Here is a 19,370-nt window from a genome sequence, read left to right as displayed (position 1 = left end):
CCCCCGGACAGGGAAGGCCGTACCGCCCCTCCTCGGAAAGGAAAGGCCCCGTTGACCCGGGCCGTCTCCGCCATGTTCCACCCCTCCGTCTCGCGCCTGCGCGAAACACTCCGATGACGAAAGCCGTAAGGCGGACCTCCACCCGCCACCGCGCGGCCGTCGCGGCCTGCTGTGCCGTGCTCGTCCTCGCGGCTGGATGCGCCTCGGCCGACGAGGAGGTCCCGCAGCCCCCCGCGCCGGAACCCACCGAGTCCGCCGGCGGCCAGGAGGAGGCCGCCGTGCTCGCCGCCTACACGGGCATGTGGGACACGGTGGTGACCGCCTCGCACGAGGGGGGCGAGGTTCCCCCCGAACTCGGGGACTACGCCGTGGGTGGGGCCCACGCGCTCATGAGCTCCGCGCTCGAGGGCGCCCGCGCGACCGGCGCACAGGTCACCGGCGAACCCGAACTCGACCCCGTGGCCGAGGTCGAGGGGCCCGCCGCCGCCTCGGTCGACGACTGCCTGGACGACTCCTCCTGGAACCTCGGCATGGGCGGCTCCTTCGGACAGGGCCCCCGCCTGGTCGAGGCCACACTCATTCACGACGGGCTCGCCTGGCGCGTGTCCGACCTCAGGATCTGGGAAGAGGCATCATGCTGAGACTCGTTCGCCCCGCCGCCACGGCCGCGACACTCACCCTGCTGGCCGCGGGCGTCGCCGCGCCGGCGCACGCCGACGCCCCTCCGCAGGCCGACGACTCCTCCTTCCTCAGCCAGGTCGAGTGCGGCAGCTCCGGCGGGCAGGGCTGCTCGATCATGCTGACCTGGATGCAGAGCCAGCAGGGCCGGCCCGGCGGCGGCTCGGACGGAGCCGGAGGCACCGAAGGCGCCGGAGAGGCCGGGGCGGGCGCGGGCGACCCGGACGGCACCGACTGGGACGCCATGGACTGGGACTCCATCGACTGGTCGCTGGTGGACTGGGACTCCATCGACTGGGACGAGATCGACTACGACGAGGAGGAGGACGGCTCCGACCCGGTGAGCAGTGTCCGGAGGGCCATGGGCTCCTTCCAGCTGCCGCCGCCGGAGATCTCGACCTCCCCGGGCGAGGACTCCCTTGTCCTGGTCAACACCCCGGTATGGCTGTGGCTGGACTCCGAGCAGTGGGAGCCCACCGGAACCTCCGCCGAGGTCGCCGACTGGTCCTTCACGCTCACCGCCTCGCCCGTCTCCACCGTCTGGACCCTCGGCGACGGCACGACGGTGCGGTGCGACGGGGCGGGCACGCCCTTCGACGCGGACACGCACGCCGCGGACGCCGCCTCGCCCGACTGCGGCCACGTCTACACGCTCCCCTCCGACACCCAGGAGGGCGGTGTCTACACCGTCGGCGTCCAGGTCGGCTGGGACGTGGACTGGGAGGCCACCGGCGGCGGCTCGGGCGCTCTGAACCGGCTCACGACCACCTCCGAGATCCAGCTCCCGGTGGCCGAATCACACGGCCTGGTCACCGACTAGGCACCCGCTCACAGCGAAAGAGACGACACACGTGGTGGACACGAAAACGGCATCGGCGGCCTCGGCCTCCTCGCGGCAGGAGGAGACCCCGCCGGTGCGGCTCCTCGGTAGCGGGCCCCGCCGCTGGCGCTGGCTGGTGCTGGCCGTGGGCATGATGACCGTGGGGGGCCTCGGCGGGATCCTGGCCATGGAACAGATGGACGAACGGCAGGGTGTCCTGGTCGCCGACTCCGATCTCTCCGCCGGTCACGTGGTGACCGCGCAGGACCTTCGGGTCGCGCGCATCGCCGTGGCCGACGGGGTCTCCTACGTCGCCGCCGAACGCCTCGACGAGGCGGTGGGCCAGACGCTGACCCTGCCGGTCACCCAGGGAGGCGTCCTGCCCGAGGTCGCCTTGGGCGCGGACGCGGAGTTCCCCGAGCAGGACCGCGCCGTGGTCGGCGTGGCCCTGCGGGCCGGCCGCTTCCCCTCGTCCATGGTGTCGGGCACGGCGGCCTCGGTGGTGGTCGACCCCTCCGACGGCTCGGACTCCGGCGCGCAGGTCTACCGGGCCCTGGTCCGCAACGTCACCCCCTCCACGGCCGAGGACGGCTCCGTCACCCTCGAACTCGTGGTGGCCTCGAACGACGCCGCCGATATCGCCTCCGCGGCCTCCGCCGAGCGGATCAGCCTGGTCCAGGTCAACCCCAGGGGAGGGTCCTGATGCCCCGGACCGTGGCACTGTTCTCGCTGGGCGGAGCACCCGGCGTCTCCTGCACGGCCATGGCACTGTCCGCGGCCTGGCCCGGTGAGGCCGGAGCCGTCCTGGTGGAAGCCGACGCCTCGGGCGGGGACATCGCCGTCTGGCGGCGCCTGCCGTCCGCGCCCGGCCTGACCGGGTTGGCCGCGGCCTCCCGGCACGGAGGTGCCACCGCCGACCTGGTCGTCCACACCCAGATCCTGCCGGGCGGCCTGGCGGTCTGCCCCGCGGCGGTCACCGCGGACCGGACGGAGGGCGCGATCCGCCTGCTGGCCCGCAACCCCGGCGTCCTCGCGCCCGGCGGAGGGGCCGCGGTCGTCCTGGACCTGGGACGGCTCACCCCCGAGGGGCCCGCCTCCGCGCTGGCCGCGTGGGCCGACCAGGCGGTGCTGCTCGTCGCCGACGACCTGGCCCAGCTGCGCCGCGCCAAGGAGTCCGTCGAGGCGCTGTCTCGGAGCCTTCCGGGATTGCGCACCGTGGTCGTCGGCGGCAGCGGCGGCGTTCGCGAGATCACGGACGCGCTGGGCCCGACCGTGTGGGGCAGACTCCCCTCCGACCCGCGCTCCGCGGCGTTCCTGCGCGGGGAAGCCGACCCGCGGCGCCCCCACCGCAGGCCCCTGCTGCGCGCCGCGGCGCGCCTGGCGGCCGACCTCGCGGCCGCACCCGCACCGTCCGAGCACCGTACGACGGAGGTGCCCGCGTGAGCAGCGGCCACGACGAGTACGAAGTCATCGACGGCTACTTCTTGGACACCGACCGGATCCGCGCCGTCGGCGACCGGGTCGAGCGCACGGTCGCCGAGGCCAACCGCCGTCTGAGCGAGGAGACCCGCGGCGGCCCCGAGGACTCCCCGGAGGAGTACCGGGCCCGCGCCGAGCGCGTCATCGCCCAGATCCTCGACGAGGACGCGGGCCGCGCCCTGTCCGAGGGGCGGCAGGTGCTCGACGCCGACACGGAGGCCTCCGTGTCGGCGGGCGCCCTGGCCCGGGTCTGCGGTCTGGGGCCCCTGCAACCCTTCCTGGACGACCCCGGGATCGAGAACATCAACATCAACGGGGTGCACGTTTGGGTGCGCCGCTCCGACGGCACCCGTGAGCGCCACGACTCCGTCTTCGACGACCCCGACGAGATCGTCGCCCTGGTCCGCCGTCTGGCCTCGGAATCGCCCTCCGGCGAGCGCCGCTTCGACCCGGGCGCGCCCATCCTCGACATGCAGCTGCCCGGCGGAGAGCGGCTCAACGCCGTCATGGAGGTCTCCCGTCAGCCGTCGGTCTCCATCCGCCGCCACCGCTACAGCAGCACCACCCTTGAGACGCTTCGCGACCTGGGCACCGTGGACGACGTCCTCCTGCCGCTCCTGCGCGCGGGGGTGCGCTCCCGGCGCAACATGGTCGTGACCGGCGGCACCGGCGCGGGCAAGACCACGCTCCTGCGGGCCCTGGCCGCCGAGGTCCCCGCCGAGGAGCGGATCGTCACCATCGAAGACGTCTTCGAACTGGGCCTGGACCGCGACCGCGCGGCCCACCCCGACTGCGTCGCCCTCCAGGCCCGCCCCGCCAACGTGGAGGGCGTCGGCGAGATCACCATCGCCGACCTGGTCCGCACTGCCCTGCGCATGTCACCCGACCGGGTCATCGTGGGCGAGACGCGCGGACACGAGACCGTCCCCCTGCTCAACGCCATGAGCCAGGGCAACGACGGCAGCCTCACCACCCTGCACGCCGCGAACTCCTCCGGCGCCTTCACCAAGCTCGGCGCCTACGCCGCCCAGTCGGCCGAGCGCCTGCCGCTGGAGGCCACGGCCTCCCTGGTGGCCGCCGCCGTGCACCTGGTCGTGCACGTGTCCGCGCTTCCCACCGGCGGGCGCATGGTCACGAGCGTGCGCGAGGTCGTGGGCGCCGAGGGCCAGAACGTGGTCTCCAACGAGATCTACCGGCGCGACCGCAACGGGCCGCTGCCCGCCGCCACGCCCAGCCCCGTCACGATGGACGCCCTCGCCGAGGGCGGGTTCGACTTCGCCACGCTGCACTCCGAAAACGCGGGGTGGCTGCGTTGACGGTCCCCGTGCTCCTCCTCGCCGCTTCCGGCGCCATGGTCGGCGCCGGGTTCTGGCTGGCCCTGGCCTCCCTGAACGCGCTCCGCGCCGCCGGGGCGCCCGCCGTCCCCCGCGGACCCGGCTGGCGCAGTGTCCTGCTGGGCCGCCAACGGCCGATCCGGCTGTTCGGGGCGGTCTTGGGCGGTCTCGTGGTCTGGTTCCTCACCGGCTGGCCGGTCGCCGCGGTGCTCGTCGTCGCTGGTGTCTGGTGGGGGCCGGTCGTCCTGGGCCCCGACCGCCGCCACCAGGAACAGGTGGCCGGGGTGGAAGCCATCGCCGCGTGGACCGAGATGCTGCGCGACCTCATGGCCGGAGCCTCGGGCCTGCACCAGGCCGTGGCCGCCACCGTCCCCATCGCCCCCGAGCCCGTGCGCCCGCAGGTCGACCGCCTCGCGGAGCGGCTGCGCGCGGGCCGGCCCGTGCAGGAGGCCCTGCACGCCTTCGCCGAGGAGGTGGACAACCCCACCGCGGACCTGGTCGCCTCGGCGCTGACCACCGCGGCCACCCGGCATGCCACCGACCTGGGCGTGCTGTTGGGCAGTCTGGCGGAGGCCGCCCGCGATCAGGCCGCGATGCTCGTACGCGTGGCCGCCAGCCGCGCGCGGTTGCGCACCTCCACCCGCATCATCATCGGCACGACCCTGGGTATGGCCGCCTTCCTCATGGTGTTCAACTCCGACTACCTGGAGCCCTTCGACGGCTTCCTCGGCCAGGTCGTGCTCGCGTGCATCGGCGGTCTGTGGGCCGCCGCGCTCGTCTGGCTGTCCAGGATGTCGCGTTTCTCGCTGGGGCCGCGCGTGCTCGCGCCGACCCCGGCCCGCACTGGGGAGGCCGTCCGATGAGCCCCGTCCTGACCGCCGCGTTCACCGGCGCGGCCTTGGCGCTCGCGCTGTGGGCCCTTCTCGCCGCCCGCTGGGCCCGGCCCACGCTCACCGAGCGCCTGGCCGCGCCGCAACCGCCCCGCCCGACCGTGGCAGCCGACCCCGAGACCGGGGTCCTGACCCGCCTGGGCAAGCTGGGAGTCCCGATCATCGACGGCCTGGGCATCCCGGGCCCGCGCACCCGGAAGCTGCTGCGGGTGTGCGATCGCGAGCCCCACTCCTACCTTGCCGAGAAGTTCACCGGGCTGGTGCTGGGCGTGGCGTTCCCACCGTTGTTGGGCGTCCTGCTCGCCCTGGTCGGCTCCCTGCCCTCCGGCGCTGTGCCGTGGATCGTGTGGGTCGCGTTCCTCCTGCTCGCCTGGTTCGCCCCCGACCTGTCCCTGCGCGACGAGGCCGCCAAACGCCGTGAGAGCATGCGCCACGCCCTGGCGGGCTTCGCGGACCTGGTCGTGGTCTCGCTGGCCGGGGGAGCGGGCGTCAACGGAGCCCTGGCCGACGCCGCCGGAGCCGGCAACGGGTGGGCCATGGCCCGCATCCGTGAGAGCCTGCGCGAGGCGGTGCTGACCCGCCGGCCCCCGTGGATGGCGCTGCGCGATCTCGGCGAGCGCTACGACACCCCCGAGTTCGCCGAACTGTCGGCCAGCCTGCAACTCGCCGGCGCCGACGGCGCCCGAATCCGCAGTTCGGTGGCCTCCAAGGCCAAGACGCTGCGTACACAGTTCCTGTCCGAGATGGACGCCGAGGCCCAGTCCGCCACTGAGCGCATGAGCCTGCCGGTCGTCCTGCTCTTCGCCGGTTTCCTGGTCCTGCTGGGATACCCCGCGATGAGCCACATCCTGTTCGCCGCATGAGCCCCAGACACCCTTTGGAGATCCGTCTTGCAGCGCCTCACTTCCTATCTCAGCTCACTGTTGTTCAGCCGTCGGGACGACGGGTACTCCACCGAGACGGTGATCGTCGTCGCGGTCCTGGTGCTCGCCGCCGGTGCGGTGGCGGGTGCCATCCACAGCGTCGTGCAGGAGAACCTCGCCGGAATCACGGGGTAGGGAGGGTGCGGCCTCCCCGGGACGATCGCGGCAGCGCGGAGATGGCCGTCGCCGCGCCCGTCATGCTGCTCCTGGTCCTGTTGGTGATCCAGACGGCCCTATGGATGCACGGCGACCACGTGGCCGCGGACCTCGCCCGCAGGACCGCCGAGCAGTCCCGCACGGTCGGGGGCGGTGCGTCGGTGGCCGAGGGCGGCGGCAGCTCCTTCCTCTCCGGCCTCAACGTGTCGGTCGACCGGGGCGCGGAGGAGGTCCGCGTGGTGGTCGACGCCGAGGTGCCCACCATCCTTCCCGGCTTCACCTGGCCGGTGGGCCACGAGGTCACCGCGCCCGTGGAGCGCTTCGTCCCCACGGAGGCCGCCCCGTGAGCCCTGAACGCGCCGACCGCGGGTCGGCCTCGGTGGAGCTCGTGCTCCTCACCCCGGTCCTTCTGGCCCTGGCCCTGCTCATGGTGCTCGCCGGGCGGGTGGTCGACGCCGGTTCCACCGCCGACGGCGTGGCCCACTCCGCGGCCCGAGCGGCCTCCATGGAGCGCACGGCGGGCGCCGCCGAGGCAGCCGCCGCGGCCACCGCCGCGAGTTCCCTGGCCGAGAACGGCCTGGTCTGCGGTGACCACACGGTCGTCCTGGAGCACGGCGGACTCGTCCCGGGCGGAGCGGTCACCGCCCGCGTCGAGTGCCGGGTCGGACTGGACGGGCTCACCGGGCTCGGGGTGCCGGGCTCCTACACCGCCAGTGGCAGCGCCACGGTGGTCGTGGACACGTTCAGGGGGCAGCCGTGAAACGCGACGACGGACAGGTCACGGCGTTCGTCGCCGTCGTGGCGGCGGCCCTGCTGCTGTGCCTGGGGCTGGTCACCGACGGCGGCGGGCTGCTGAGCGCACGCAACCAGGCGGCCGTCCTGGCCCAGGAGGCCGCCAGGGCGGGCGTCCAGCAGCTCGACTGGTCCGCTTACCGGGAGGGGAGTGACGAGGTGCGCCTGGACGCCGCCGCGGCGTCCGCGGCCGCCCATTCCTTCCTCAACGCGGCCGGGGCCACCGGAACGGTCTCGGTCAGCGACGGCTCCGTGACAGTGACGTGTACAGTTCCCTACTCCTTCACCCTCGTGCCGATGGGATCGACCACCGTCGACGCCACGGCCACGGCAAGCCCCCACACCCAGCAGACTCCCTAGCTCCTGCGAGGCGGATATGTCCCAGATCCGACGGCTGAGCGCCATCCTGCTCGCCGCGGCGATCCTGACCGGTATCCCCTACCTGCTCCTGTGGCACCTGTCGTGGCCGCAGCTGCCCGACTCCTGGTCGTTGGCCTCCGCCTACCTGCGCGGCTGGCGGCTTCCGCCGGGCGTGCCCACGGCCCTGTTGATCACCGTCCTGTGGGCCCTCTGGGGCCTGTACGCGGCGGGCCTGGCCGTGGAGGCCCTCGCCCGCCTGCGCGGCATCCACGCGAGGCTGCGCCCCCTGGGACCGCTCCAGGTCATGGCGGCCGCCGCCGTCGGCACCGTGGCCGTCTCCCCGGCCGTCGCCTTCGCCGACACCGTCATCTCGCAGGACGAGGGCGGCACGCAGGACCAGCAGGGGGGCGAAACGGACCCCGCGCCGGAGGAGGAGCAGGCCCCGCAGCCCGTGGAGAGGGTGCGCACCGTCTCGGGCTTCGGTGTGGGCTCGGCCGAACTGACCGACCAGATGCGCGACGACCTCGCGCCGGTCGCGGACATGATCGACTCCTACGGTGACTCCGGGACGCCCGTGCGCATCACCGGCCACGCCGACGCCAGCGGACCCGCCGACCTCAACCAGGAGCTCTCCGAGCAGCGGGCCGAGGCGGTCGCCGACCACCTCGGCGAGGTCCTGGGCGAGGGCGCGCCGGAGATGACGGTCGAGGGAGCCGGATCCGAACAGCCCCGGGACGGCGGGGCCGCCGCCCAGCGCAGGGCCGAGGTCGCCTACACCGTGGTCCCGCAGCCGCCCGCCCCCGTCCAGGCGGAGGAGGTGTCGGCGCAGAGCGAGGACTCCGACGCGGCGACGGCCGATTCCGAAGAGGAGATGCGGACCGCCGTGGCCTCCGCGGACGAGGACGGCGGCAGCGTGCTGGTGGTGCAGATCCCCGACGGCGCCGTCTCCGGTGCCGTGGGCTTCGTCGGCCTGGTCGGCGGATACTTCCTGGGCAAGCGCGGAGGCCACATGCCGCGCCTGGCCCTGAGCCTGCCCCGGCTGCTGCCGAGGGGAGAGCGCCCCGCCCTGCCGGCCTCGCCGCCCCGCCCCACTCCGGGGCAGGACATCGACGAGAAGGTCACCGTGGAGCTCGACAACGTTCCCGGTCTGGGCATCACGGGCAAGGGCGCGCGCCCCGCGGCCCGCCGCCTCATCGCCAACGCGCTCACCGCTCCGGACAGTGAGACGGTGCGCGTGCTGCTCACCGAACCGGACGCGGTCCTGCTGATGGGCGACCGCGGGCTCGACACGCTGCGTGAGCGCCCCGCCGAACCGGTCCGGATGGTCGGCACGATGGAGGAGGCCCTGGCGGTCCTCCAACACGAGTTGCACCTGGGAGCGGAGGAGAGCCGGGCCCAGCCCACCGCACCCCTGGTGCTGGTGTCCACGCCCGACCCCCGGCACGAGGCCGCGCTGGCCGGGCTGCTGTTGCACGGTCAGCGCCGCGGGATCACGGCCGTGATCCTGGGCCGTTGGCCGCTCGGCGGCAGCTGTGTCATCGAGCAGGACGGCCTCATCACCGAGACCAGTAACCCCCTCAACTCCGTCTTCCACTGCTCCTGGCCCGGTGCGACCGCCGACCAGGTCATCGAGGCGCTGCGCGCCTACGACGGCACCCCGCGCACCGCTGTGGGGGCCGAGCCGGTGGAAGCCGGGGCCGTGACCGCCGGGTCCGCTGTGACCGCCGAGGCTGCTGAGACTGCCGGGACCGCTGTAGCGGTTGAGACCGCTGGGACCGCTGGAGCGCCCGAGGCCACTGGTATCGACGTGGCCGCTGGGAAGCCCGAGGCTGCTGGAGCCGACCTGGCCGCCGAAACCGAAGCGACCCCCGGGGCCGCGGAGACGGCGGGGACCCTCGGGGCCGCGGCTACCGAGGAGGCGGTCATCTCCGACGCGTCCGCCGCTGAGCCCGACCTGAACGAGCGGGCCACCGAGGACGCGGAGCCGCTTGAGGCCAAAAGGCCCCGGTTCGGGCTACGGGCGCGCCGGGCGAAGGCCTCCAGCGGGGCCGTCGAGGAGACTTCCAGCGGCTTCTGGGACGCGGACCTCTGGGAGACCGACTTCTGGGGGGAAGGGGACACGGACGGGGACACCGCCGCCGCACCCGCGGTCGCCGCCGCACCCGCCGACCCCGCCGGTGCAACCGAAGCCGAGACGCCGCCGTCCGCTGTCGCGCGACCCATCGTGCGGCAGGAGGACAGCCCGGACGCGGAGAGCGCGGAGGGTTCGGAAGGCTCGCAGGACACGGAGAGCACGGTCAGCACCGAGGGCTCGAAGGGCACAGAGGGCTCGGAGGTCGCCCCGGCCGACGCGGAAGCGGAACCCGTTCCGCGGGAGTCCGACCTTGAGACGGCCTTCGCCGGGCTCACAGGGCCGGGTGAGGAAGTCGCCGAGAAGGAGGACGCCGCCGAAACCGCTACCGCTACCGTTACCGCTTCCGGGGGCGAGGCGACGTCGGCGGAGGGAGACGGGGCGGATCCTGCCTCGTCCGAGCAACGGGCCGTCGCGGCCGGAGCCGCCGGCGCGGCGAACGACCCCCTGCCCGCCGAGGCCGAGTCCAGCACCGACGGCGCCCGATCCACGGCTCCACCGGAGCGGTCCAGAGCGGCCGCACGGAAGGCCGAGGCCGCGACCTGGGCGGATAGCGGCCGGGAGGCCGCGCAGACGACCGGGCCGGCGATCAAGGCGTCCAAGCGGGCCGCGCGGGCCCGGGCCCAGCAGGCCCGCACCGAGGCGGCCGCCGCCGAGGGCGCCGCCCAAGGAGCCGAGCGCACCGTGAGGCGATCCCGCACTGAGCAGCCGGTGGCCACCCGTGCCGGTACCGGCGGGTCGAGCCGGGCCGTGGCCGCCGCCGGACGACAGGACGCCCCCGACGGCACCGGTGACGAGAAGGCGGCCCCCGCTCCCCGCGCCATGCGTTACAAGCCGAAGAAGGCGGGTCGGGCCCGCACCCTCAAGCCCGAGAACGACTCCTGAACCGGGGGAGCGGGCGCGGTCGCCGGTTCCGGCGGGAGCCTCCTCGAGGCTCCCGCCGAGGAACGTCGGCGCGCCGTGCGCCGCGGGTCTGATCCCGTTCAGAGGGTGGCGAGTCCGAGGGCGTGTTCCGTGGATCTTGGTTCCCGAATCTGTGGCTCTGAGCGTCGGTGGACAACCGGTACATGAGCCGCGGATTCGAGCTCACCGACCAAGTATGGGACCTGATCCGCCCCCTACCACCCCCGATGCCCCCATCGCGGTGGCCGCTGGCGTGATCACCGCCAGGTCCTCAACGCGATCATCCACCGCACCCGCACCGGCATCCCCTGGCGTGACCTGCCCGAACGCTACGGTCCCTGGAGCATCGCCCGGCACCCGCTCCAGCGTCGTGAAGCCGACGGCACCTGGGCTCGCATCGAGCAACACCTCATCGACACCCAGGAGGACACCGACCCGCACGCCCAGATCGATTCGAACGTGGTGCGCGCCCGCGAACACGACGCCGGAGCGCGAAAAGGGGAAGAGTCCTGAGGACTCACGAGCCGCCCAGGGCCTGGGAAAGTCCAGGGGAGGGTCGAGCACCAAGGTCCACACCCTGTGCGAGGGGAACCGCAACCCCCTGGTCTTCGCCCTCACCCCGGGCCCGGTTGGCCGCCCGCCCCCGAACGGGTCAACGCCTATGAACCTGGACCGAGTCGGTCGACCGTGCGAAGGGGAGTGCGTGAACCCCCGAATGTTCAGTGGGTAGCAGCCAGCAGCTCCTCGACCATCAACAGCGCCCCCGGTGTCATCTGGTCCTTGTCGCCGCCGCCCATCGCCGTGTAGCCGGCATGGACGTAGACCTGCCCCTCCACCACCGTGACGCCCGCCCCGTCGTCACCCAGACCATGGTCCGGGACCGCGAAGTCGCCCAGGTCGATGTCGGGGTCGGCGTCCGCCTCAGTGACATCGGGGTAGCTCGTGTCGACGTAGGGCTTCTGTTCGGGTTTGGTACGCCTGATGAGCACCAGCCGCTGCTCGCTGTCGAAGAGGAGGACGCGAGCGCTCTGCTTCACGATCTCGGTCATGTTCACTCATTCCACGTCGTGTTCTGGAATAGGAGGTCAGGGCAGGCGGAACCCGCGTTCCAGCGGGAGGCGGGTATGCCGCTCGCCCAGAGCGCGCAGCATCACTCGGGGGCCGGCGAAGGAACGACGGCCGTGCAGCCAACGTGTGTTGTCGAGGATGAATCCCTGGCCCTTGCCCAGGCGCAAGACCATGGTGTGCCGGTCCATGACCTCTCGGAGGATTTCGACGTGGCGAACCGTGCGGGGAGCGAAGCGGATGAGTTCGTCAAGCCTTAGCCGGATGGTCCACGTTTCTGGTGCGGCAGGTTCGAAGACCGCGCCGACGTATCCGGAGGAGCCTCCGAAGTAGGCGCTCCGGGGCGCGGACAGCGCACTCCACGTCTCCGGGGCGGACAGGGACAGCTCCTTGGCCATGGCCCGCCCGTCGATGAGGATGCTCTCGCCTCCGTGGTGCGCTGGAGTCAGGCACATGAGCATGAGGAGGTGTGGTGGTCTCGGTAGACACGACCGCTCCGTGTGCGGGAGGAGCTCGGAGTCGGTGAATCCGAGCTGGCCGGCCCCGGGGCTCCCGTCCCGCGCATGCAGCAGGGTGAGGCCGTCAGAGCCGCTGTCCGGGTGCGGGTAGAGGACGGCCAGATCACGCACCAAGTCGGCGAAGGCGGGGCGGCTGGGCATCTCGCTGAACGTTGCCAGACCCCGCTCACGAAGGGCGGACGCCAGATGTGGGTGGAGGTCGGTTCTGCGCGGGTCGACTCGGTGCCGCTCGAAGCGAGCGTCGGTGTCGATGGGCAGGGGAGGTGTCGTCTTGTACACACCGCCCAGCTTCACGAATACCGGGCGATGAGGCCAGTGACAATCTGTCAAGGCGCGAGCTGCCCGTGACCGGGTGCGCGCCTGCTAGCTTCACTACCGTCGAACCCCTACGCCGTCGAAAGCGAGCCACTGTGTCCGACGCCCCCTACACACCGCGCACGTTCCCTGTCTCCGTCAAAGGCGTCGTCATCCGTGACGGGCGGGTACTGCTGTTGCGCAACGAGCGTGACGAGTGGGAGCTTCCCGGCGGAAAGATCGAACTGGGTGAGACCCCGGAGGAGTGTTTGGCCCGGGAGATCGAGGAGGAGACGGGCTGGCCGGTCACGGTGGCGCAGATCCTCGATTCGTGGATGTACCACATCACCCAGGTCGACAAGCACGTCTTCATCGTCACCTACGGCTGTCATGTGGACTCGGACGCCCCGGTCGTGGTCTCCAGCGAGCACAAGGAAGCCGGTCTGTTCACCAAAGACGAGGCACCTCGTCTGACGATGCCGGAGGGGTACAAGAGGTCGGTCCTCTCCTGGTTCGCCCAGCCGGACACGTGACCGCTTCGCCCTCCGCCCGCTGGCTGTGGCTGCTACCCGAGGCACGTCGAGCCCTGGAGACCCGGGAGCTCGCGGTGATCCTGCGTTGCTACCGCAAGTTCGCGGGACTCTCCCAGGTAGCGATGGGTGAGCTTCTCGGATACGACCCCTCTTATGTTTCCCTGCTGGAGCGACGCCAGCGCACCATCAATGACCGGCAGGGGTTGTCGCACATCAGCCGGGTCCTGGGCGTTCCGCCGCACGCCCTGGGAATCACCAACGACGAAGATGCGGACTTCCTCGCCGCACTGCAGTTCGGGGAGTCGACGGTACGGCTCGCCGAGATCGCTCGGCAGGCGGGCCGCGCGGCAGAGGCGGTCGAGGAACTGTGGCCGTTGGTGGTCCGGCTGGAGGCACGCCTGAGTGAAGGACGGGTCGACTACGGGACGGCCTCCCTACTGGCACGGGCGCGGGCAACACTCGGCACGTCGCTGGGGCACGTCCTGCCGGAGGAGCAGTTGTACCTGGCCGCGCGATGGACGGGCGGCGCCATGCGGCTCGCTCGGCATCTGGACGAGGGTGACTTCCTCGGGCACGTGCTGCGTATGCATGGCAACGAGCTGAGGAAGGCGGGCCGATCGGGAGCCGCTATCACGCGTCTGGCTGAGGCAGCCGAGCTCTCGCATGACGAGGGGGAGCGAGGCCAGACCTTCGTCCTTCTTGCACGTGCGGCCGGAGAGCAGGGGGACGCAGCCAGGCACGACGAGGCCGTAGCCACTGCCGACCTTCTCATGGACGCTGCGGGGCCGAGCGGCATCCTCTTCACCACCTTCTCCCTGCGCGAAGTGCGTGTGCGAGGGCTGCTGGGAACCGGGCGCGCATCTGCGGCAGCGGAATTGGCCCGGGCTCGCCCAGGATCGGGAGAGGCACCGGCGCCTCAATGGGCGGCTATCGAAGCCGTCACCTCCGCCGACGCGCTGTCCGAGGCCGGGGACCTCACCAGTGCGCACACTTTGTACAGCGAGGCGTTGTCCCTTGCCACACGTCTTCGATTGCCGCACCAGATTCAGCGCGTGGTGCGGAGCACCGCCAAACCCGGGCTCGAGGAAGTTCGGGCCGACGCCTTGGCACGCTTGTACGACCTCACCGAGCATCGAACAACGGCCGGTTCACTCTCTCGCTGATGCAGTGCTGCAGATGGATTCAGAGGAACAAGAGAGAAGGCTCCGTGAGCGTGATCGAGTACGAGGCCAAGGTCGTGGACATCGACTCCGAAAAGGTGGCCGGGCTCATTCTCGACAAGGGCGGCGTCGACCTGGGTGAGGTGCTGCAGCGGCGCTATGTGTACGACATCGAGCCCGGGGACACGTCGCGGTGGGTGCGTCTGCGTGACACCGGGAGCCGGGTCACGCTCACGGTGAAGGAGATCGGTTCCGACGCTATCGGCGGGACGCGGGAGACCGAGACGGAGGTCGGTGACTTCGAGATCGCCAACGCGTTGTTGGGCAAGCTCGGTTACACGCCCAAGGCCTACCAGGAGAACCGGCGGCACAGCTTCACGCTGGATGGCGCCCAGGTGGAGATCGACTCCTGGCCGCGGATCCCCGCGTATCTGGAGATCGAGGCGGACAGCCGCGCTGAGGTGGTGCGGGTGGCCGCGCTGCTTGGTTTCGATGAGTCGTCTCTGACGGGGGAGAACACGACCAAGGTCTATGCCCGCTACGGCATCGATCTGTCCGGTATCGCGGATCTGCGCTTCGATGCCTGAGGAGGGTTGATCGCTGCCCCCGGCTTTCGTTGCGACGTCTGTAGGGCTGGGGGGAGGTGGTTGGTGTCGGGGCATGGTCTCTGATTCCACGGAATCCTTCGCCCGTCCCCGGGTGGCTGCCGGTGCCTTGTTCTTCGATGAACGGGGGCGGGTGATGTTGGTGGTTCCGACCTACAAGGATTATCTGGAGATCCCCGGCGGGTACATCGAGCGCGGAGAGACCCCGACCCAGGCCGTGGCGCGTGAGGTGAAGGAAGAGTTGGGGATCACCCCGCCGATCGGGCGGTTGCTGGTCGTGGACTGGGCGCCCACACCGGCAGAGGGTGACAAACAGTTGTTCGTCTTCGACGGGGGAGTGCTCGACCGGCACTGGCTGGACCGGATCGTCCTCGACCAGGACGAGTTGGCCGGATACGGGTTCCATGAGGTGGCCGAGATTGGGACGGTAACGATCCCCCGGCTCGCTCGAAGGATCGCTCAAGGGGACCGTGCACGCCGTGAGGGGACCACGCTCTATCTGGAGAGCGGCGAGGTCGTCGCGTAAGGATTACCGGTGGCTGTGGAGAGTGGTCTCGACGAAGGCGTTCCACTCCGCGCGGGTGAAAGTCAGGTGGCCCAGCTCTCTGTTCTGGGTGTCTCGCACATCGGCTCCGGCCTGGTGCTCCCGGGCTTCGACGCACTCGTTGGTTCCACCGCTGTAGCTGCTCTTGTGCCAGTCACTCATCGTCAATCGCCTTCATCTCGTCGTAGATGGCCTGCAGAGTTTCCTGCGGGTCCCTGGCGGCTCCCTGTAGAGCAGTGAACACCATACGGCTTCGGTTGATGTCCGCTGAGCCGGAGATGATGCGACCCTCCTCAGCGGATTCCATGTACACCACCTCGGGTTCGTCCGCCGTGGTGATGATCCGCCTCGGCCCCGACGTCCCCGCGTGCCGTTGTGCCCGGATCGGAAGCATCTGCACGGTGACCCGTTCACGCTCGATCTGATGGGCTACATACGCCAACTGCTCTTTTTGTACCTGCGGGGAGCCGTAGCGTCGCCAGAGCACACTTTGGTCGATGATCAGCCAGATCACCGGAGACGTGGCCTCTGCCATACGCTTCGCCCGGTCGGTCCTCTCCTTGGCCAGGGCGAGGACCTGCTCCTGGGAAAGCCACGGTGCCCCGTATCGGATGAGCGCGTACGAGTACTCCTGCGTCTGGAGATATACCGGGAACACCAGAGGCTGGTACTCGAACAGGGCGTCGGCATCGTGGGTCCGTTTGGTGACCTCGTGCAGCCACACCTGGCGACCGGAGCCCGTGAGCTCCTCCCAGAGCTTGTCCAACCTACCGTCGCTCTCCAGGACTTCGTCCAGGAACTTCCTCAACCAGGGCCGCGCCATGGCTCGGCCGTTCTCGACGTCGGACAGGTGTGAATCGCTGATGGTCGTGCCCCGCTGGCTGATCCTTCGCGCCAGGGCCTGCTGGGTCAGTTCTGCTTCCACGCGCAGCCTGCGTAGCTCCCGACCGAATGCCTTCAGATCCCGTTCGTCTGTGTGCATGTAGCCATAGGAACACAGTGGGCGACACCCTGTGGGGTATTCCAGAGAATTCCAAGCGCCCGTGGAAGATTCGTGAGCTCTCCGAGCAGCCTTCACATGCCATTGCCCCAGGCCACATCCTTGCTGTCGCGGGCCCGCAGCCATCAGCGCGACGACGAAAGGAACCGGTGGATTCCATGACTCCCACCCGGCCGCCCCTCGACCTGCCCCGGCGGATTCGCTGTACGGACCCCGAACAGGGGTCCCTGGAGTGCGGGCACCAGCTCTGGCACCTCAAGGCCGCCCGCAGCTGGGCCACCCATGTGGCCCGCACCACCCCTGCCTGTGCGGACCCGCTGCTGGTCGCGCTCTCGGAACTGCACACCAATGCGTTGAAGCACACCGCTTCGGGGCTGCCCGGGGGCCGGGTACGCATCGAGATCGAGCGGCGACGGCGACTGTTCCTGCTTCGCGTGACCGACGACGGACCCCGCGCCGGGCAGGCGATGACTGTGCCCGAGGCCCGCTCGGTGCTGGGACAGAGCGGGGCTGATGGGTTGCTCACCGAGGGCGGGTACGGCCTGGCTCTGGTGGACGCGATGGCCCTGTACTGGGACTTCACCCGCGAGCCCGACGGCGGGTTGACGGTCCGGGCCGCTTTCGACCGATCCGGGCGAACCCGGATGGCCGCCTGAAACCCCGCGACCGGGTTGTGGCCGACACGGGTTGAAGCACCTCGCTCACCCAAGCGAACATCGACCACCCCTCGCGGGAACGGCGTTTCCAGCGGGGGATCCAGGGCCGTATGCCCTGTGCGGCATGGATGGGAAGCGCAGCCCCGGGAAGTGTGTGGCCTCGGGGCCATAGACACCCGCCCATGCCGAGCAACGAAGAAGCACCCAGAAGTGGAGGCGCCCCGACGCGGTGCGGCGAACACCGGGCCGGGGCTGAAATCCCCACCTGAGAAAGCAGGAGGAGATCCGTGGAGAAGCCTACTGGTAGGCACCGCAAACCCGTGCGGGGCTGGGGACAGCGCGTGCGGTGGCTGTTCGGAGCGGTCCTGGCCGCCGTGCTGTGCAGCCCGCTCGAAGTCCCACCGCACCGCAACACCGACCGCCCCAGCTACCAAGGCCGGGCGGTGTTGGAACGCCGCGCGACCCCCAAGGCCCTGACTGCCTCCTCTGCCGTGACGCGGAGTAGGACGGTGGCCGAACTCGCCAGCCGGGAGGGCGAACCCGAGCCTGAGCCGGGGCCGGTGCGAGTGCCGCGTCCCCGGCGGCCGCCCCTCGGAACAGGGGTGGTGTGTGGACGACGACGGGGTGCGCGGGGTGCGCCCGTACCTGTTCCACGACACGGAGCGGGCTCGCCCCAGCAAGGAGCACTCCTCGGTGGTGCAAGCGTCGGGGGAGTTCGATGACCTGGCCGCCGCGGTGCGCACTTGGTTGAGCCTGGCCACCTGAGCGCACACTCTCGCCTCGGGGCGGTGCCGTGATCGGTACCGCCCCGTTTGCTTTGCGTGGCGGGGGTTGTGAGGTCGGCCCACGTCGGGGGTGAGTCAGGCGTGAGCCACTTCTGAGCAGGGCCTTGAGGGCCTTGCGAGCTGTTCACGGGGCCCGGTTCCTGCTCCGGGCCCGGGTGTGTTCGGTTCAGGTAATTCCCATGGGAGGTGTCGAATCCGGGGGTGGGGGCGCGCTTCTTACTCAGTGAAGGGCAAAACCAGCCGTCACTTGGGAGGGCGCCCGTGAACGAGTACGAACAGACCCTTGCGCGACTGCTTCCTCGGATCACCGACCGGGACAAGCGCATCCTCGACGGGTTGTGGGAGCACCGGGTGCTGACCACCCACCACCTGCACCAGATCTTCTTCCCCGACGCGGGTGCGCGGCGGGCCCGCAGCCGGATGCTGAGCCTTTACCGGTACGGGGTGGTCAACCGCTTTCGCCGCCACGCCCACGACCGCAACGCTCCCGACCACTGGATCCTGTCCCCGACCGGTGCGGTCTTGGTCGCGTTGGACCAGGGCAAGGAGCCGGATGCGCTCAATTTCCGGGGCGACCGGGCTCTGGCGGTGGCCTTCTCCGCGAAGTTGGACCACATCCTGGGGCTGGCCCAGACACGGGTGGAGTTTCTTCAGGGCGCTCGGCAGGTGGGGGCCGAGGTGGGCGAATGGCAGGGCGAGCGCACCTGTGAACGCGACTATGACGACTCTCCCCGTGCCGACGGGCTGCTGTCGTGGATCCAGAGCGGGAAGAAGCTGTGGGCGTTCGTGGAGTACGACACCGGCTCGGAGTCGCTGAGTCAGCTTCAAACGAAGATGTACGGGTACGCGCGTCTGGCCGAGACGAGCAGGCTGCCCTCGGTGGTGCTGTTCCTGGTGCATTCGGAAGAGCGCGAGGCCAACGCGGCGAAGAAGCTGGCCCAGCACTGTTCGAAGCAGGTGGGGGTGTACCTGAGCACCCACCACCGGATTGCGTCGTTGGGAGCCGGGCGCAAGGTGTGGCGTTCGGCCACCGATCCGCGGCCGCTGAGTCTGCTCGACATCGCCCTTCTCCAGCCGTGGCGCAAGGCGGAGGAGGAAGACTGATGGGCGCAGATCGGGCAGTGAACCAGTGGGCCAATGGGAGGTCCACTCCGTTGTCCCGCCGTTGCTCCGACCGGTGGGCCGGGCGTGGGTCCCGCCTTGGGTGGACCACCCCTGAGTCTGGACTCACGGCAGGTCAGACGGGCTGTGGGGTGGTCCAGCGGCCGCCCCGGCTTTCTACCCCAGTAGGCGGTTTCCATCACGTAGGGCGGGCAGCGGCCCGGGTGTGCGGGGGCGTGAACGCCCCCGCACACCCTCACCCGGCAGGCCTCTCAGCCTGCCGGAAACCCTCCCCGCCAACCCAGCCGTCATCAGGTCGGCCTTGCTCTACTTCTGGTCTGAGGACCATGACTGCGCCGGTGGTGAGGCCGGCCGGGCTGCGCGATGCGAGGTCAGCGATGCCCGGGCCCGGCCGCGCGAAAGGCGGCGCCCATGGATGACGAATCCACACACGGGGCGGACGGGCCCCGCGCGCCGTGCTCGGGCAGTCCGGGCCCGGTGCGCGACATGGCGGGCCGGAAACCGGCGCCGCGCCCACCAGGCGCGGGCGGGCCGTCAGGGGCCCACCGGCGCGCTGACGACCCCACGGCGCCCGATGGTGGGGCGGCCGGGGGCTGGTGGGGGTACGCGGCCTGTCGGGGGC

Annotated in this window: 23 protein-coding genes and 1 pseudogene; 20 read left to right on the top strand and 4 right to left on the bottom strand. The window is 71.0% G+C overall.

Annotated elements, in window-relative coordinates:
- Nucleotides 1-113: 113 nt before the first annotated feature.
- The 13 genes and pseudogenes from DSY14_RS18935 to DSY14_RS29650 form a co-directional block, all read left to right on the top strand.
- A complete protein-coding gene (locus DSY14_RS18935; protein ID WP_211717923.1) occupies nt 114-641 on the top strand; it encodes a hypothetical protein in 528 nt (175 codons plus the stop codon).
- Nucleotides 635-1,498: a hypothetical protein gene (locus DSY14_RS18930; RefSeq protein WP_211717922.1), complete on the top strand. Its 864-nt coding sequence runs from the start codon at nt 635-637 to the stop codon at nt 1,496-1,498. The genes DSY14_RS18935 and DSY14_RS18930 overlap by 7 nt, the downstream gene beginning before the upstream one ends.
- A gap of 31 nt (nt 1,499-1,529) precedes the next feature.
- Entirely contained in the window at nt 1,530-2,201 is a 672-nt protein-coding gene (locus DSY14_RS18925) for an SAF domain-containing protein (RefSeq protein WP_211717921.1), read from the top strand.
- The gene (locus DSY14_RS18920) at nt 2,201-2,941 is read left to right on the top strand and encodes a hypothetical protein (RefSeq protein ID WP_211717920.1); all 741 of its coding nucleotides are present in this window, start codon (nt 2,201-2,203) and stop codon (nt 2,939-2,941) included. Before DSY14_RS18925 ends, DSY14_RS18920 begins: the two co-directional genes overlap by 1 nt.
- Nucleotides 2,938-4,293: a CpaF family protein gene (locus DSY14_RS18915; RefSeq protein ID WP_211717919.1), complete on the top strand. Its 1,356-nt coding sequence runs from the start codon at nt 2,938-2,940 to the stop codon at nt 4,291-4,293. The genes DSY14_RS18920 and DSY14_RS18915 overlap by 4 nt, the downstream gene beginning before the upstream one ends.
- A complete protein-coding gene (locus tag DSY14_RS18910; RefSeq protein WP_211717918.1) occupies nt 4,281-5,174 on the top strand; it encodes a type II secretion system F family protein in 894 nt (297 codons plus the stop codon). The genes DSY14_RS18915 and DSY14_RS18910 overlap by 13 nt, the downstream gene beginning before the upstream one ends.
- Nucleotides 5,171-6,064: a type II secretion system F family protein gene (locus DSY14_RS18905; protein ID WP_249188113.1), complete on the top strand. Its 894-nt coding sequence runs from the start codon at nt 5,171-5,173 to the stop codon at nt 6,062-6,064. Before DSY14_RS18910 ends, DSY14_RS18905 begins: the two co-directional genes overlap by 4 nt.
- A 27-nt stretch (nt 6,065-6,091) precedes the next feature.
- The gene (locus tag DSY14_RS18900) at nt 6,092-6,259 is read left to right on the top strand and encodes a hypothetical protein (RefSeq protein ID WP_211717917.1); all 168 of its coding nucleotides are present in this window, start codon (nt 6,092-6,094) and stop codon (nt 6,257-6,259) included.
- Between the two features lie 41 nt (nt 6,260-6,300).
- Entirely contained in the window at nt 6,301-6,627 is a 327-nt protein-coding gene (locus DSY14_RS18895; protein WP_211717925.1) for a TadE/TadG family type IV pilus assembly protein, read from the top strand.
- Nucleotides 6,624-7,040 carry a TadE/TadG family type IV pilus assembly protein gene (locus DSY14_RS18890; protein ID WP_307851273.1) on the top strand — a complete coding sequence of 139 codons (417 nt, stop codon included), beginning with the start codon at nt 6,624-6,626 and terminating at the stop codon, nt 7,038-7,040. Before DSY14_RS18895 ends, DSY14_RS18890 begins: the two co-directional genes overlap by 4 nt.
- Nucleotides 7,037-7,432, top strand: coding sequence for a pilus assembly protein TadG-related protein (locus DSY14_RS18885; RefSeq protein ID WP_211717916.1), 396 nt, complete (start codon nt 7,037-7,039; stop codon nt 7,430-7,432). The genes DSY14_RS18890 and DSY14_RS18885 overlap by 4 nt, the downstream gene beginning before the upstream one ends.
- Before the next feature lie 16 nt (nt 7,433-7,448).
- The gene (locus tag DSY14_RS18880) at nt 7,449-10,448 is read left to right on the top strand and encodes an OmpA family protein (RefSeq protein ID WP_211717915.1); all 3,000 of its coding nucleotides are present in this window, start codon (nt 7,449-7,451) and stop codon (nt 10,446-10,448) included.
- A gap of 249 nt (nt 10,449-10,697) precedes the next feature.
- A pseudogene (locus tag DSY14_RS29650) lies at nt 10,698-10,979 on the top strand (transposase); the annotation flags it as partial.
- Nucleotides 10,980-11,185: 206 nt separating this feature from the next.
- On the opposite strand, the gene DSY14_RS29645 reads toward DSY14_RS29650, so the two are convergent.
- Together DSY14_RS29645 and DSY14_RS18865 are read right to left on the bottom strand one after the other, a co-directional pair.
- Entirely contained in the window at nt 11,186-11,515 is a 330-nt protein-coding gene (locus tag DSY14_RS29645; RefSeq protein WP_374224027.1) for a hypothetical protein, read from the bottom strand.
- A 36-nt stretch (nt 11,516-11,551) separates the two neighbouring features.
- Nucleotides 11,552-12,328, bottom strand: coding sequence for a TauD/TfdA family dioxygenase (locus DSY14_RS18865; protein WP_211717914.1), 777 nt, complete (start codon nt 12,326-12,328; stop codon nt 11,552-11,554).
- A gap of 131 nt (nt 12,329-12,459) precedes the next feature.
- On the opposite strand from DSY14_RS18865, the gene DSY14_RS29480 reads away from it, so the two are divergent.
- The 4 genes from DSY14_RS29480 (at nt 12,460) to DSY14_RS18845 (ending at nt 15,167) form a co-directional block, all read left to right on the top strand.
- On the top strand, nt 12,460-12,876 hold the full coding sequence (locus tag DSY14_RS29480; protein WP_211717913.1) for an NUDIX domain-containing protein: 417 nt from the start codon (nt 12,460-12,462) through the stop codon (nt 12,874-12,876).
- Entirely contained in the window at nt 12,873-14,039 is a 1,167-nt protein-coding gene (locus DSY14_RS18855) for a helix-turn-helix domain-containing protein (RefSeq protein WP_211717912.1), read from the top strand. The genes DSY14_RS29480 and DSY14_RS18855 overlap by 4 nt, the downstream gene beginning before the upstream one ends.
- A gap of 44 nt (nt 14,040-14,083) precedes the next feature.
- Nucleotides 14,084-14,623 carry a class IV adenylate cyclase gene (locus DSY14_RS18850; protein WP_211717911.1) on the top strand — a complete coding sequence of 180 codons (540 nt, stop codon included), beginning with the start codon at nt 14,084-14,086 and terminating at the stop codon, nt 14,621-14,623.
- Between the two features lie 73 nt (nt 14,624-14,696).
- Nucleotides 14,697-15,167, top strand: coding sequence for an NUDIX hydrolase (locus tag DSY14_RS18845; RefSeq protein WP_211717910.1), 471 nt, complete (start codon nt 14,697-14,699; stop codon nt 15,165-15,167).
- A gap of 3 nt (nt 15,168-15,170) precedes the next feature.
- On the opposite strand, the gene DSY14_RS18840 is transcribed toward DSY14_RS18845, so the two are convergent.
- On the bottom strand, nt 15,171-15,347 hold the full coding sequence (locus tag DSY14_RS18840; RefSeq protein WP_211717909.1) for a DUF397 domain-containing protein: 177 nt from the start codon (nt 15,345-15,347) through the stop codon (nt 15,171-15,173).
- A complete protein-coding gene (locus tag DSY14_RS18835) occupies nt 15,340-16,167 on the bottom strand; it encodes a helix-turn-helix transcriptional regulator (RefSeq protein ID WP_211717908.1) in 828 nt (275 codons plus the stop codon). Before DSY14_RS18835 ends, DSY14_RS18840 begins: the two co-directional genes overlap by 8 nt.
- A 167-nt stretch (nt 16,168-16,334) precedes the next feature.
- Between DSY14_RS18835 and DSY14_RS18830 the strand changes: the two genes are divergently transcribed.
- From DSY14_RS18830 to DSY14_RS18820, 3 genes are all read left to right on the top strand, one after another.
- Nucleotides 16,335-16,841, top strand: coding sequence for an ATP-binding protein (locus DSY14_RS18830; protein WP_211717907.1), 507 nt, complete (start codon nt 16,335-16,337; stop codon nt 16,839-16,841).
- A gap of 609 nt (nt 16,842-17,450) precedes the next feature.
- Nucleotides 17,451-17,606, top strand: coding sequence for a hypothetical protein (locus DSY14_RS18825; protein WP_211717906.1), 156 nt, complete (start codon nt 17,451-17,453; stop codon nt 17,604-17,606).
- 281 nt (nt 17,607-17,887) lie between these two features.
- Nucleotides 17,888-18,730 carry a replication-relaxation family protein gene (locus tag DSY14_RS18820; RefSeq protein WP_211717905.1) on the top strand — a complete coding sequence of 281 codons (843 nt, stop codon included), beginning with the start codon at nt 17,888-17,890 and terminating at the stop codon, nt 18,728-18,730.
- The last annotated feature ends 640 nt before the right edge of the window (nt 18,731-19,370 follow it).

Origin of the sequence: Nocardiopsis sp. MG754419, from assembly GCF_018207095.1 — a bacterium.
Taxonomy (GTDB): Bacteria; Actinomycetota; Actinomycetes; order Streptosporangiales; family Streptosporangiaceae; genus Nocardiopsis.
Note: the sequence above shows the minus strand (reverse complement) of the source record. Positions and strands in the feature narration are given on the sequence as shown.

Coding starts and splice junctions, on each gene's coding strand:
- DSY14_RS18935 (WP_211717923.1), top strand. CDS start 114: ATGACGAAAGCCGTAAGGCGGACCTCCACCCGCCACCGCGCGGCCGTC.
- DSY14_RS18930 (WP_211717922.1), top strand. CDS start 635: ATGCTGAGACTCGTTCGCCCCGCCGCCACGGCCGCGACACTCACCCTG.
- DSY14_RS18920 (WP_211717920.1), top strand. CDS start 2,201: ATGCCCCGGACCGTGGCACTGTTCTCGCTGGGCGGAGCACCCGGCGTC.
- DSY14_RS18905 (WP_249188113.1), top strand. CDS start 5,171: ATGAGCCCCGTCCTGACCGCCGCGTTCACCGGCGCGGCCTTGGCGCTC.
- DSY14_RS18895 (WP_211717925.1), top strand. CDS start 6,301: ATGGCCGTCGCCGCGCCCGTCATGCTGCTCCTGGTCCTGTTGGTGATC.
- DSY14_RS18880 (WP_211717915.1), top strand. CDS start 7,449: ATGTCCCAGATCCGACGGCTGAGCGCCATCCTGCTCGCCGCGGCGATC.
- DSY14_RS29645 (WP_374224027.1), bottom strand. CDS start 11,515: ATGACCGAGATCGTGAAGCAGAGCGCTCGCGTCCTCCTCTTCGACAGC.
- DSY14_RS18845 (WP_211717910.1), top strand. CDS start 14,697: ATGGTCTCTGATTCCACGGAATCCTTCGCCCGTCCCCGGGTGGCTGCC.
- DSY14_RS18840 (WP_211717909.1), bottom strand. CDS start 15,347: ATGAGTGACTGGCACAAGAGCAGCTACAGCGGTGGAACCAACGAGTGC.
- DSY14_RS18835 (WP_211717908.1), bottom strand. CDS start 16,167: ATGCACACAGACGAACGGGATCTGAAGGCATTCGGTCGGGAGCTACGC.